The organism is Azospirillum rugosum (genome assembly GCF_017876155.1).
GTDB classification, from domain to species: domain Bacteria; phylum Pseudomonadota; class Alphaproteobacteria; order Azospirillales; family Azospirillaceae; genus Azospirillum; species Azospirillum rugosum.
Map to the genome: position 1 here is coordinate 21976 of NZ_JAGINP010000040.1, position 11809 is coordinate 33784.

An 11809-nucleotide genomic window follows, 5' to 3' on the forward strand; every position below is an offset into this window, starting at 1 on the left:
CACCTCTCGGAACGCTCTGCCAGACTGGTGCTCAGCATGGAGTACGTTTAGGAATTCGAGAAAGGTCAGCCAGGGCGTTTGCTCGTCGTAAAGACGATGTCCCCAAATCGCTTCATCGATCCAGAAATCAGGGCCGGTCCGATCGTCGAAGCTTGTAGGACGTGCCAAAATCTCCATAGTCACACCCGGACAATCAGGCGGCGAGCAAGCGCTCGGCCATCACTGCTTAGGTCGATGAAGCGGAGCATCAGCTCTCCATCATTGATATCGTCATCACCTTCCAACTTGCGTCGGTTCTCTGTTTCCCGGAGCAATCTTGCCTTGAAGGCGAGTAGATCCTCATGGCACTCCAGCGAAAAGCTGCTCGGCAGCGCCCCTTCCGCAACCCTGCCGAGAAACTCGAATCGAGTCGGTGAAAGGTATAAGGTGATCGGTGAGATCTTCGTGCCCCGCACAAGCTTTACCGATACGCAAAAGCCGCCCGCCCCATCGGAAATGACGGCTACCTCCTCCCCGCCCCGACGCGGCACCGAAATGAGCTCGTCAATTAGTGGGCTTCGTTTCGACTGGGAGTAGCTGCCAGAGGTCGCTAGAACCAACTCGTCTTGATTCTGGACCAGCATACCAGTGAAAATGCGGTTCAGACCGCGGACAATCATCGTGACTGCTTGGCGCGGCACAGTGTGCTTTGTCGCGATCTTGGCCGCGACGTCGAGATAGAGACCGGCGTACCGGAAAACCGTTAAATCCCAAAGGTCGTAGGTTGAGGCGAGCTCTTCGGGTATGGTGAAAAACAGGCGTTGCCTTTGGGAGCGTAGGACGGTTAGGAACGCAATTCGATCAGTGCTCTCGGCGCCCTCGAGATAGCTGCGTTGAGCGGTCACGTAGGATGGCGTAGCGCCATAGACGGGATCGGAAAGGATCAGGCGCGCATAATCGTCGGCATAGGCCGGGTCATCTGCGCCATAGACGAGGAGGTTGTCGACGCTGTTGCTGGTTCCGGCTCCGATGCCGAAGGCGTTTAGCTTGCGGAAGAGTTCGGTCTTCTCCGCCTTGCTCGGCCGGAGGTTCTCTCCGAAGATGTTTCGATAGATGCTCGCCAATTCCGCCCGTCCGCTCTGAACAATTGTCGGCACCTCTGCGCAGCTCATCAGTCCGTCTCTCGCATCGGGATGCCCTAAGATGCTGTTCACTACCAATGCGAGCAGCTGCCGGACCGGAAAATGGCTGCCGTTCCGCTCGCTCAGCTCAATTAACGCTGTGAGCCGCCGTTTGAACGGATCGTTGGGGGCATCGCCGATGAGACGCCGCCGATTTTCGAGGATGGGACAACCGCCGTCGCTGGCGCTCGCGGCACAATTGCCGCAACCTTCCCACCCCTCATGCCTGGAGACCTCTTCGATGATCCGCATCGCCATTTCGGCGGCAGGGGAGCGACTGAGGTCGCTCAGCGCAAGTGCGATTCCGCTATCGGGGTTAGTTCCCGTAACGAGCAGTTCCTCGATGGCCGCGGTCACCCGTTTCACCGCGGAGCTTGGTGGCGGCGACTTCAGCTTCTCCAGCAACTGCCCGTGATTAGCGGCGAGTAGGTAGCTGGTGGACGCCTGCGGGTTGGCTACATCTTGCGCGAAGCTAGGGATGAGAGTTGCGGCCTCGTCGTCGCGTAGTTCACTGAGGTCCTTAACAATGACGAGAGATCGCGAGCCGATCCAAAGGGTCTGGACCTTGGCCCCTTCAATCCAAGTCGCAGGGTCACCCCCAAGCGCAGTCCAGACCTCACGGCAATGATAAGTTTTTCCATCACCGGCGGTACCGGTGATGATATGTGAGGTCGGGTTGGGTCCGCTAAAATTTTCGACTAGGCGATCAACGAGCGGCGCCGGCAGCGTGATGGGCACGATCTTGTGTCGCTTAAGCGCGCGCTGAATCGACTCATCATACATATTGTCGTTGGTTGGGATCGGGCCATAGTTGCGGAGAAAGCGCACCCAAGCCGCTCCCGTCGAATGTATGGACAAGCCTTCTCCCCCCTTTTTGCCCGTACCCTTATTTCTAAACGATAGATGGCGCCAATCAACTGAAATCAACCGACACTGCGCGTTCTCGCTGCCTTAGTCGCCAAGTCGTTAGTGCGACGCAATAATTCTGCGAGAGGTAGCCAGCCGCTTCGGCTCAGTTGCAACGTTTGCAAAAGGTCGAGATTGGGTAAAACGTAAGCGTCGTCTGGCGACTGCGGCGTGATTGGGGTTGCCGGCGCCGTTCACCCCTGGTCCGGATTGGCGATGGACGCTCCCCGTCGCCGGCGCTGGTCGCAGACGGCGAAAGATCTGCGGGATTTCCACGGGGTGCTGCAGGTGGACGGCTATGCCGGGTTCGAGCGGCTGGCCGCCGGCAACCGGGTCGTTCTGGCGACCTGCTGGAGCCATGCCCGTCGCCGCTTCTACGATCTGGCCGAAAACGGCTCGCCGATCGCGGCGGAGGCGCTGCGCCGCATCGCCCGGCTCTACGTGATCGAGGAGCGCATCCGTGGCCGCACGGCTGAGGAGCGTCGGCAGGTCCGGCAAGCCGAGGCCGCTGCGCAGGTGGCCGACCTGAAGCTATGGCTGGAACGGGAACTCCCGGGCCTGCCGGGCCGCTCCAAGCTGGCCGATCCGATCCGCTATGCGCTCGGCCGCTGGAAAGCAAAGCGGTGCGGCTGGCCGGCATGGACCGCCAAGCCCTGCGCGATGCGGTGGTGCGCTACAACGCCGAAGGCGTAGCCAGGCACTATGATCGTCCGCTGCCCGGCCGGCCGGAATGGCTGAGCGAAGGCGAGCCGGCGACGCTCAAGGCCATCATCCTCGCCGGCCCCGATCCGAGACGGCACGGCTGCGTGGAGTGGACCCTGCCGATCTTGTGCGAGGTGATCGCCGAGCGCTTCGACTCGACGCTGCATCCGGCCAGCCTGTCGCGCATCGTGCGCCGGCTGGACCTGTCGAAACAGAAAACGCGGCCCCACCATCCGCAGTCCGACGCCAAGGCCCAGGCTGCCTTCCAAAAAAGGGACTGCGCGAAGCGCTGACGGCCGCGGCGACCGCATACCCTGGACGCCGCCTCCAGCTCTGGTTTCAGATGAAGCGCGCGTCGACCAGAAGGGCCGCACCGCGTACCGCTGGTGGGAGCGCGGGCAGAGTCCGGCCGGGCTGTGCGACAAGCGTTTCACCTCGGCCTACCTCTACGTCGCCGTTTGCCCGGCCAGCGGTGCCGACTTCGCGCTGGTCATGTAGCACGACGGCGGCCAGCCTTCCTTGAAGTCCGAACGGTTGCTCGGGCACGAGCCCGCACCACAAGGAAGGAACACAAGGATGTCCAACATGGTCACGACTGCCGGAATCGATTGCGGCAAGCGCTTTTTGGATGTGGCGGTTGTCCTCAGCAGCGACAAGATCCGGGTCGCCAACACGCCGGACGGGCACCAGGATTTGGTGGCTTGGCTCGCTCGGAGGGGGGTCGCTTTTGTCGGTCTGGAGGCCAGCGGTGGCTATGAGCGATCGGTTCGCGATGCCTTGCGGGCCGCCGGCCTGTCGGTGCGTGTGTTCGACCCGGCTCGCGTGCGCTATTTCGCCAAAGCCAAGGTCCAGCGGGCCAAGAACGACACCATTTACGCCGCGTTGATCGCTGAGTTTACCGCCTACCAGGCGGCTCCAGCCACCACGCCACCCGATCCGGCCCGTGAGGAACTGGCGCGCCTGGTCAAGGCACGCCGCCTGCTGGTCGACAAGCGTGTCGATCTGCGCCACGCTTCGGCAGGCGCCCAAGCCATTGCGCAGGCCGCGTTGGAAGAGGCTGCCAAGGGGCTGACTTCGGCGATCGAGGCGCTGGAAGCCGAGATCCGCAGCAGGGTCAAGGCCCAACCGGAACTGGCCGACAGAGTGGCTGCGCTCCAGACCGCACCTGGCGTCGGGCCGGTAGTGGCCACCACGCTCGTGGTTCTGCTCCCGGAACTGGGAATGACAACTGGAGACCGCATCTCTGCCCTGGTCGGTGTTGCCCCCTTCGATCATGACAGCGGCCAACGTCACATAGCCGCTGGGCGCGCCGACGTTCGCCACACCCTCTACATCGCGCTCGAAGTCGCCGCCACCCACAGCAAAGGCGTGATTGCTGGCTTCTACGTCCAGTTGAAAGGGCGCGGCAAGCCGTCGAAGGTGGCGCTTACCGCCTGCATGCGCAAACTGATCGTGCGCCTCAACGCCATGCTTGCCAAAGGCCGGACCTGGGAGCACCCACGGTTCACTCTTTCCTTCGGAAAAGGACGGTTGCTCAGTTTCGAGTTGAGCCCGGTCGAGCGCGTCTGGCTGCACCTGCGCGAGCGCTTTGCTGTGACGCCTGGAACGGCCTCGCCGCCACACCGGAGCGCCTACGCTCCCTCACCAGCTACCCGTGGCTCCCATGTGTCAACGCTTAAGCGCGGTGGTGTCAGTCTCGTAACCACACGACTTTCAGTACGCCGCGTCGAGTGGAAGGGAGGCACCCCAACCGTAGGCGACCGTTGGATGGTGGACGGGCGCCCTCGCCTCACATCGGTTGCCAATACACCGACGTACTCGGGGACACGTAGTGAAGAACAATCGAGCGCTGGGCATCATCCAGTCGATGCCACGCGCTTTCGAAGTCGGGGAACCCCGACGGCAACAGATCCAGGCGATTGGAACCCAGCGCTACGCACAAATACTCCGACGTCGACAGCACGCCCATAACGTCCTCCGGAACAGCGGTGCCGCTGCGGAGGCGCTCTATCAACCGACATTCCTTCCTCGTCATGTCATTCATCCTTGATGTCTCCCACCGCTCTCACAGGCATCCGGGCTGCCGCCCCCGCGGCATCCGTGCCCGCTCCTCATCTTCGGCAATGCGCCGAAGCTGCTCGATCAGGTCCTCCAGTGACCAAGCCTCCGTGGAATCGTCCGGAACCCGGCGCCAGTCGAAATAATTGGCGATGTGGTGGCGCGCCTCGGCGCGGCAGTCCGCCAGCGCCCGTCGGGCCGCATCAATCTGGTCGGGATTCGCTCGCAGATACGCCTCCAGTGCCCACGGTCCCTTCGCGAAGGCGAGGGGCACGAACGGGTGCAGCCCGGCCGCGACGAACGCCTCCACCAGCATCCGGCGGCATCGGGCGTCCAACGCCGGTCCGTTGGCCGACTCCTTCGACGGCGCGGTCATTCTTGGGGCTCCTCGAGCGCCGACGCCGGAAGCGCCACCTCCGTCATCGGCCGCGTCGCCGCTCCGTCGGCCCGCAAGCGATGGAGTTGGGCGACGGCGCCGCGCGATGCGATGAGACGCGCGGCGTAGCGGGCCGGCAGCTGCGGCGCCCGCCAGCCGCCGGCGTGCATGATCAGCGGCGGTGCGAAGTTGCCGGCGGTCAGTTCCTGCGCCATGCCGACGCGCGGTGAGTGCGAGCTGACGCGCTCCGGATCGAGACCGGCAACGTGGGCGAGACGCTTGAAGGCTCGCGACACGTGCTCCCGGGACAGGCGGTTCGGGGACACGCCGGAGCGCGTCAGGCTGCGCAGAAGCGGTCCGCCGACGATGCCGGACGCGGCGATCCAGCGATCGACGCTCGCCACGGTCGCCGGCGAAATCCAACCGATGGTCTCGGGATCGGCGGTGACCACCTTGGCCCGACGGAACCGCACCAGGGCGCTCCCGTCGGGGAGGCGCTCGATGTCGTCGACGTCGATGCCGATGATTTCGGAGCGCCGCCCGAGGAGGTCGAGGGACAGGTCGAGCAGCGCCCCATCGCGCAGGTCGATGAGACCGCTGCCGAGCCGGGCGTGGATTCGGTCACGAAGTTCGAGCGTCAGCGGCGCCGCTTGGCGGCGCGGGCGACGGTGCTGGCGCGCCGCGCCCTTCAACGCGAGCGCGATGGAAGGATGGTCCGTGGGATCGGCGCAGTTGGCCAAGCGGTGCAGGCGGCCCAGTTCGGCGACGCGTCGGCCGAGCACCTCTGCGCTGAGCGTCGTCGCCCGGTGACGCACGTAGGCCAGGACCGTCTTCGGCGTGGCGGGAAGCACGCGCGATCCGCGGTGGGCGCAGAAGCGGGTGAAGTCGTTCAGCCCGATGAGGACGTTTCGCGCGGTTTCCGGAGCGAGCGCCTCCGCGACCATGCGCATGGCGCGTTCGAAGCGCTTCAGCGTGGCTGGGCGCGCCGCGGCATCGCCCAAAAGCCGCAAGACCCGACAGATTGCGTCAATCCTTTGATCCGCCGTCCGGGACATGCACCACCCTCCCGCCCATCGTCACTCCCCCATCGACCAGGGCATCCTAGCAGCGCTCTGTCTGGATTTTGGAAAGTTATTGTGCCTACCTCTCATAGATAAATGAAGCATAGACCTGATTCGTTCGATTTATGGAGCCTATTGTTTGTGGTCAAATTTTACGCTGCGGAGCAGTGCGTGCGTGACTGCTCTGGCGATGTCTCTTTTCAATGTTCGTTTCGTGGCGATTGTGAGGGTGAGTTTTGGCTGACTTCCACCGTCCTCGCGACGGTGATTTGCCGTCTTCGTGACGGAGCTTTGCCGTCTTCGCAACGTCATTTCCCCGTCCCCGGGACGGAGGACGCACCGTCCCGACAGCGGAGCGAAGACGGCGACGAGGCGTTGCGACCGGGGCGGGCGCGGCGGTGCCGGGGTCCTGGAATCGGTATCGGGGACGGGGAGTCTCCGTCCCGAGGACGGAGGAGGCGGTCGGGGCGGCCCGTCGCGGCGGGAGCGTATCGGCCCCGGTGCGCCTGATCCGCCGGTCGCTGCCGAGCCCTTCGCGCCGTCGCCTGTCGCGAGGATGGGGACGCCGTCACCACGACGGTCGGCGGCGCAGGGGCGTCGGGACGGTGGTCGGGCCAGCGGCAAGCCGGAGGGGCTCGGCAATGCGGGTCCCGTCGTGGAAATCGGATCGGCGCGGCGGTGACAAAAATGGGGCGGCCGGGTTTGGCGAAGCGACGAAACGCGCGCTTCAGCGCTTCCGGAAGGCCCGCCGCGCCCGACTTTCAAGCCGCCGCCCGGTCGCGCCGAGCAAAGGCGCGGCATTCGGGACGCCGGAAATCTTAACTATTCGTTAAGCATTCGCTGCATAGCGTTCCCGACTGTTCGGCCGCCGTCGAGTCAAGGTCGGGGAAAGGGAATGTTCTCCGTCCTCGCTCCGATGAATACGGCGAGGACGGAGAGATGTCAAGAGTGCCTTTCCGTTGCGAGGACGGAGAGGCGGTCGTTTCGAATACGGAGGAAGTCGTCCTGAATACGGGAAATCACCGTCCCCGACGGAGCGGCGGAGCGAAGGGCAGGAGGACGAAGTGGGATCGACAACGGAGGGCGGGATGGGATCGAGGACGGGGCGGGGCGGGAGGAGCGGGGACGACGGGCCGACACCGGACGCGGCACCGCCCTCCCGCCGCGGTGGACGGGCACAGAGCCCTTCGCGCGGGGTGGCCGGGGCGACCGTCGGGACCGGGCGCGGCGGCGGCGGCACGGACGGGGGCGAACCGGCCCTGGCTCCGCCGGCCCTCGCCGCCGCACCGCCCGCCCGCGAGGCGACCGTGGTGGTGGCCACGCCGCGGTTCCGCGGCAATTGGGACGTGCCCCTCACCGCGCGGGGGCGCCCCCTGCCGTCGGACCTTCGGCACTTCGTCGTGCTGACGCCGCCGGACCAGGGGTGCCCGAATTGCCGGGCCGGGAGACTGCAGCCGCGGGGTGCGAAAGGGCGCAAGGCGGTGCGGGACTGGCCGTACGGCCCGCTTCCGGTGCACTTGACCATCGAATTCCAGGCGTGCTGGGCGTGCCCGGACTGCGGTCTTCGGATCAAGCCGAAGGCCGCTTGGATCGATCCCGGGTGCGGTTGGACCGAGCCGTGGTTGCCGGTCACGCCGCGCCTCGCCCGCTACCTGGAGGAGGAGTTGCGCCACACGACGACCGTGACGGATCTCTCCCGTCGCACGGCCGTCACACGGGAGACGATCAACGAGCTGATCGACCGCATCGGCAAGGATGTGCGCCACGCCGCGCGCCACGACCTGCTGCCGGCGGCCCGGATCGTCGGCCTCGACGGCAAAAAACTGGGGAAAAGGAAGTTCCGCCTTCTCGTCGCCACCGATCTCGTCCGGCAAAAGCTGCTGTGGTGCGCGCCCGGGGAGGAGGACACCGCCTCCATCGTGGATCTGATCCGGAGCCTGCCCCAGTGGCGGGACATCGAGATCTTCGTCTGCGACTTCGCGCCCGGCTTCGAGGCGGCGATCCGGGAGGCCTACCAAGGGTTGCCGCAGCCCAGCATCGTGCGATGCCTGGCCCACGTGGCGCGCCTCTTCCTCGACGCGGGACACGGCGAGCGCAGGCGTCTGGCCAGGCGGCGGGCGCAGGGAAAGCTTCCGCCGCTGAACCGCATCTTCACGCTGCGGCTCCGCGATATGGCGCCGAGCCACCGGGCGCTCCTGCGCAAGTTGAAGGACAGCAAGCCGACGCTCTTCAAAGCCTACTGCTTCAAGGAAGCGGTCTACGGGGTGTTTGCTCCCGGCGTGACCGCCGCCGTGGCGCGGGCCCGCTTCGCCCGGCTGCGGCGCTGGATGCAGCGGGACCCGGAGATGGCCAGCGTGTTCCGCGCCCCGATGGACACCGTGACGACGCACCTCGACCAGATCCTGCGCGGCCTGGAGCCGGGGGCGGTCGCCACGAACAACGGAGCGGAGCGCGTCAACGGCGGTCTTGACGCGCTCAACGCCGCGACCAAGGGGCTGGCGTGGCGTCAGCCCGAGCGCTTCCTCGTCCGCGCCCTGCTGCGGCACGGCGGGTTGACGGCGGCGCACCTGGACGCCGCCCGGGCCGCCCGCTTGGCCCTGGAGCCGCCCGAGACCGACCGGCCGCCGCACCGGCGTCCGCCGGAGGAAGGCCGGCGCGGCGGCGCGGCCGCGGAGTCCGTCCGCGCCGCCGGTGCGGACGCACGGCGGCGCGCGGCCGCCGCGGTGCGGCCAACCGCGCCGGTCGACGCCGGCGCGGACGCGCGGCGCGCACCGGCATAGCGCGGAAAAATCGCACGCGGCCCGCCGGGATTCCGGCATGGCTCCGCGTATGGCCAGATGCGGAGCCTTCGGTGGGGCGGCAAACCGCCCCCGCGGAATCAACGGCTTGCGGGCCCGTCCTCATCCAAAATCCGGGCTATGCCGGTGTGGTGTCAGCAATCTTAGGTAATCATAATGACTATAAGCACCTCTTATTGGGGAAAATTGCGGACGGCGTCCCAAGCGCCGGTCCCGCGCCGGCCGACGATCCCCGCGTCCGTCCCGCCCGGGCGGACGCCCCCGAACCGGCCGACCCCGACGGCTTCCCAGTCCCCCATGTCCGCCGCCGGACGGCGCGACCGCTCGTTCACGGAGTCCTGATGCCTCGACTGAAGCTGACCGTTGCCGCCAAGCCGCGGCCGGTCAACGCGATGCCCGAAAGGATGGTCGCGCTCGACCGCCTGCAACCGGCGCCCGATTGTCTCGAGCGGCCGCCCTCCGCGGAGGACCTCGCCGGCGAGCCCCGGCACGATGGCCCCATCGTTGTCCGGTCCATCCCCATTGATCCGAAGGCCCCGGTCATCGTGCTGGCCGGCCTGGAGCGCCTCGCGCGTCTGCGCCAGGCCGGCAACGTGACGGCCTACGTGCGCGTGGCGGAGCCGGCGACCCCTGCGGAGGCGCTCACCGTCGGCTGGAGTGCGGCGCCGGAACCGCGCCGGGATCCTGTGCGTCTCGGCCAGGGGTTGCGTGCTCTGCTGCCGATGCTGTGGACCGGCGGCGCCGTCGAGGCGGCTCGGCTCGCCGTGCTGGCCAACATCACCGGCTTCACCGAACCGGACGTCGAACGGGTGCTGCTCCTGGCCGAGGCCGTCGAGGCGACCGAGAGCAGCGCGGCGGGCTACACCCGGGAGGCGCTGGCCGCCATGCCGCTGGCCGCGCTGCGCCGGCTCCTGACCGACCTTGCGACGCCGCCGGACGCGCCGCCGGTGACGGTCCACGACGACGCGGCGCCGGCGGCCGCGGCATCGGCGCCCGATCTTCCGCCACTGCCGACGGCGGCCGAAGTGGCCGCCATGCCGCCTGGGGCATTCCGCCGTGAGGTGGCGGGCTTGCTGCCCGCCGGCGCCACGATCAAAGATCTCGGCACCGCCTTCCAAAAGGTGGACGCGAAGCGTCCGCTCACGTACAGCGCCTTCGAAAAGACCTTGTCGGGCGGACGGAACAATCCCGCCACCATCGAGCGACTGCTGCTGGCGATCCGGGCGCTGCACCATCCGGCCGCGTGGCCCGAGGTCACCGCGGCGGTCGCCGAACGTCGGCAGGAACGTGCGGCGGGGAAGGCCGCGGCGACGGGCAAGCCGAAGCGCGCCGCACCGGCGGCCGGCCGGAACGATGGTGCGGCGCCGATGCGTGAATTCGGCCCGGTAGCGGCGGATCCGGAAGTCCCCTCCGGTGATGAGCGCCCACCCTCGGATGGTTGAGCGGAGGCGGTTCTGTCGGTCCAACCGGTCGGCGGGTGATGCCGGCGCCCGCCCTCGTCACGCTCCTCGGAAGCGCGCTGCCGGCGATCCGGCGAGCCGCTCGTCGAGCGGGCGCGTGCGCCGCAATTCGGGGCCTTGGGGGGATCTCGTCCGCGCCAGCCAGCACCTCGTTCAGGGCCTCCTCGCTCGCGCATGAGGGGTGTGTCGAGGTCGGGATCGGAGTCGTCGCGGTCCGGGCTCAGGATTCCTTTTTGGGGCGGCGCACGAGCGTCGAGTTGCGGAACAAGCCGTGGCCACCGTTGATGCGTTGCAGGTCCTCGCGCGAGACTTGGCCCGAACGCAGGGCGTCCTCATCGCGACGGCGGGACGCCGCCTTCTCAAGCGCGCGTTGCTTGGGGTCGTACTCGCTCACTCGCATGACGCTTCTCCTGAAGCCGGATCCACGACGTCGGCAATGATATGGTCCAAACGCGTGGAAGAAACCTCCGATCCGTCACGACGAAACTGTCGGCCATGCGCCTCGGTCTCGTCAAGAAGCCGGTTCAGCCAGGGACATTCTCCTCCCGACGCTGTGGCGTCCGCGGCGACCGTGCACCGGCGGCGCGACGCTCCTGTCGTCGCGTCATGCCCAAGGCGGCGTCGACACGGTCACCGACCGTTGGACTCCACGTGCTTGCCGCGCCGCGACGAAGCGGAAAGGCCACAAAGGGTGGGGCGGGGGGACCGGTCGGGGCGGACGCCGCGGGTCCATCAGGCAATCCCCGGCTTGGCCGGGCCGCGCGGGTCGCTCATGGCGCTAGCCCCTCCCATGGGTGGGCGGCATCAGCGCGCTTTGTCGCGCTTCGGTGCTTGACGCTCCCAGCCCATGGCAACGCGGCCGAAATCGTCGGGGCCACATCGACGCCCCGTCATCGGGCGTGTTCCGTCATCGCCTTACCGGAGGCGCTCCCCTCTTGCCAGCCGCGCCAGATCATGCGCCGTCACCACGCCGAGCGCCAACAACGCCGCGACAGCGTCGTTCATGGCCAGTTCGGCCACCACGCAAGCCCGATCAACGGCCAGACCGTCCACCACCTCCCAGTCCGACTCCTCTGTCCGCCGCGCCCAAATAGCCCAGACCCACACAGTACGACCGTCGCCTTTCCGGGGCAGCGGATCCACGTGAAGCCTCAGGCCAGGCCCGACATCCAGCCGCCAGCCCTGGTCAATCATGCACAGTGCGCTCGAAACTGAACAGGACGACCGGAGGAAAGTGAACGGTCTGTACGGCAGCATGAACAGCGGAGCGGGTTGAGCAGCCGAGCGG

At 67.1% G+C, this 11809-nt stretch carries 9 protein-coding genes and 1 pseudogene; 5 read left to right on the forward strand and 5 right to left on the reverse strand.

Annotated features, from left to right (window positions below):
- Positions 1–179: 179 nt before the first annotated feature.
- Entirely contained in the window at positions 180–1988 is a 1809-nt protein-coding gene (locus J2851_RS34195; RefSeq protein ID WP_307420998.1) for a hypothetical protein, read from the reverse strand.
- Between the two features lie 276 nt (positions 1989–2264).
- Here J2851_RS34195 and J2851_RS34200 point away from each other — a divergent pair.
- The 3 genes and pseudogenes from J2851_RS34200 to J2851_RS34210 all read left to right on the forward strand — a co-directional run.
- A pseudogene (locus tag J2851_RS34200) lies at positions 2265–2684 on the forward strand (IS66 family transposase); the annotation flags it as partial.
- 20 nt (positions 2685–2704) lie between these two features.
- Positions 2705–3061 carry a winged helix-turn-helix domain-containing protein gene (locus tag J2851_RS34205; protein ID WP_209773307.1) on the forward strand — a complete coding sequence of 119 codons (357 nt, stop codon included), beginning with the start codon at positions 2705–2707 and terminating at the stop codon, positions 3059–3061.
- 283 nt (positions 3062–3344) lie between these two features.
- Positions 3345–4739 carry an IS110 family RNA-guided transposase gene (locus J2851_RS34210; RefSeq protein WP_246501123.1) on the forward strand — a complete coding sequence of 465 codons (1395 nt, stop codon included), beginning with the start codon at positions 3345–3347 and terminating at the stop codon, positions 4737–4739.
- A 94-nt stretch (positions 4740–4833) separates the two neighbouring features.
- On the opposite strand, the gene J2851_RS34215 is transcribed toward J2851_RS34210, so the two are convergent.
- Together J2851_RS34215 and J2851_RS34220 are read right to left on the reverse strand one after the other, a co-directional pair.
- Positions 4834–5202: a hypothetical protein gene (locus J2851_RS34215; RefSeq protein WP_209773310.1), complete on the reverse strand. Its 369-nt coding sequence runs from the start codon at positions 5200–5202 to the stop codon at positions 4834–4836.
- The gene (locus J2851_RS34220) at positions 5199–6212 is read right to left on the reverse strand and encodes a tyrosine-type recombinase/integrase (RefSeq protein ID WP_209773313.1); all 1014 of its coding nucleotides are present in this window, start codon (positions 6210–6212) and stop codon (positions 5199–5201) included. The genes J2851_RS34215 and J2851_RS34220 overlap by 4 nt, the downstream gene beginning before the upstream one ends.
- Positions 6213–7459: 1247 nt before the next feature.
- Here J2851_RS34220 and J2851_RS34225 point away from each other — a divergent pair.
- Both J2851_RS34225 and J2851_RS34230 read left to right on the forward strand, forming a co-directional pair.
- A complete protein-coding gene (locus J2851_RS34225) occupies positions 7460–9043 on the forward strand; it encodes a transposase (RefSeq protein ID WP_209773317.1) in 1584 nt (527 codons plus the stop codon).
- A 359-nt stretch (positions 9044–9402) separates the two neighbouring features.
- Positions 9403–10503: a hypothetical protein gene (locus tag J2851_RS34230; protein WP_209773319.1), complete on the forward strand. Its 1101-nt coding sequence runs from the start codon at positions 9403–9405 to the stop codon at positions 10501–10503.
- Between the two features lie 238 nt (positions 10504–10741).
- Here the strand turns inward: J2851_RS34230 and J2851_RS34235 are convergent, their stop codons facing one another.
- Positions 10742–10915 (reverse strand): hypothetical protein, encoded by a 174-nt coding sequence (locus J2851_RS34235; protein ID WP_209773321.1) that lies wholly within the window; start codon positions 10913–10915, stop codon positions 10742–10744.
- 521 nt (positions 10916–11436) lie between these two features.
- Positions 11437–11809 (reverse strand): hypothetical protein (locus J2851_RS34240; RefSeq protein ID WP_209773323.1); only part of this gene is annotated, 373 nt, incomplete at its 5' end.

Bases quoted from the DNA above. Each gene is read 5' to 3' on its own strand.
- J2851_RS34215 (WP_209773310.1), bottom strand. From the start codon at position 5,202: ATGACCGCGCCGTCGAAGGAGTCGGCCAACGGACCGGCGTTGGACGCC.
- J2851_RS34230 (WP_209773319.1), top strand. From the start codon at position 9,403: ATGCCTCGACTGAAGCTGACCGTTGCCGCCAAGCCGCGGCCGGTCAAC.
- J2851_RS34205 (WP_209773307.1), top strand. From the start codon at position 2,705: ATGGACCGCCAAGCCCTGCGCGATGCGGTGGTGCGCTACAACGCCGAA.
- J2851_RS34210 (WP_246501123.1), top strand. From the start codon at position 3,345: ATGTCCAACATGGTCACGACTGCCGGAATCGATTGCGGCAAGCGCTTT.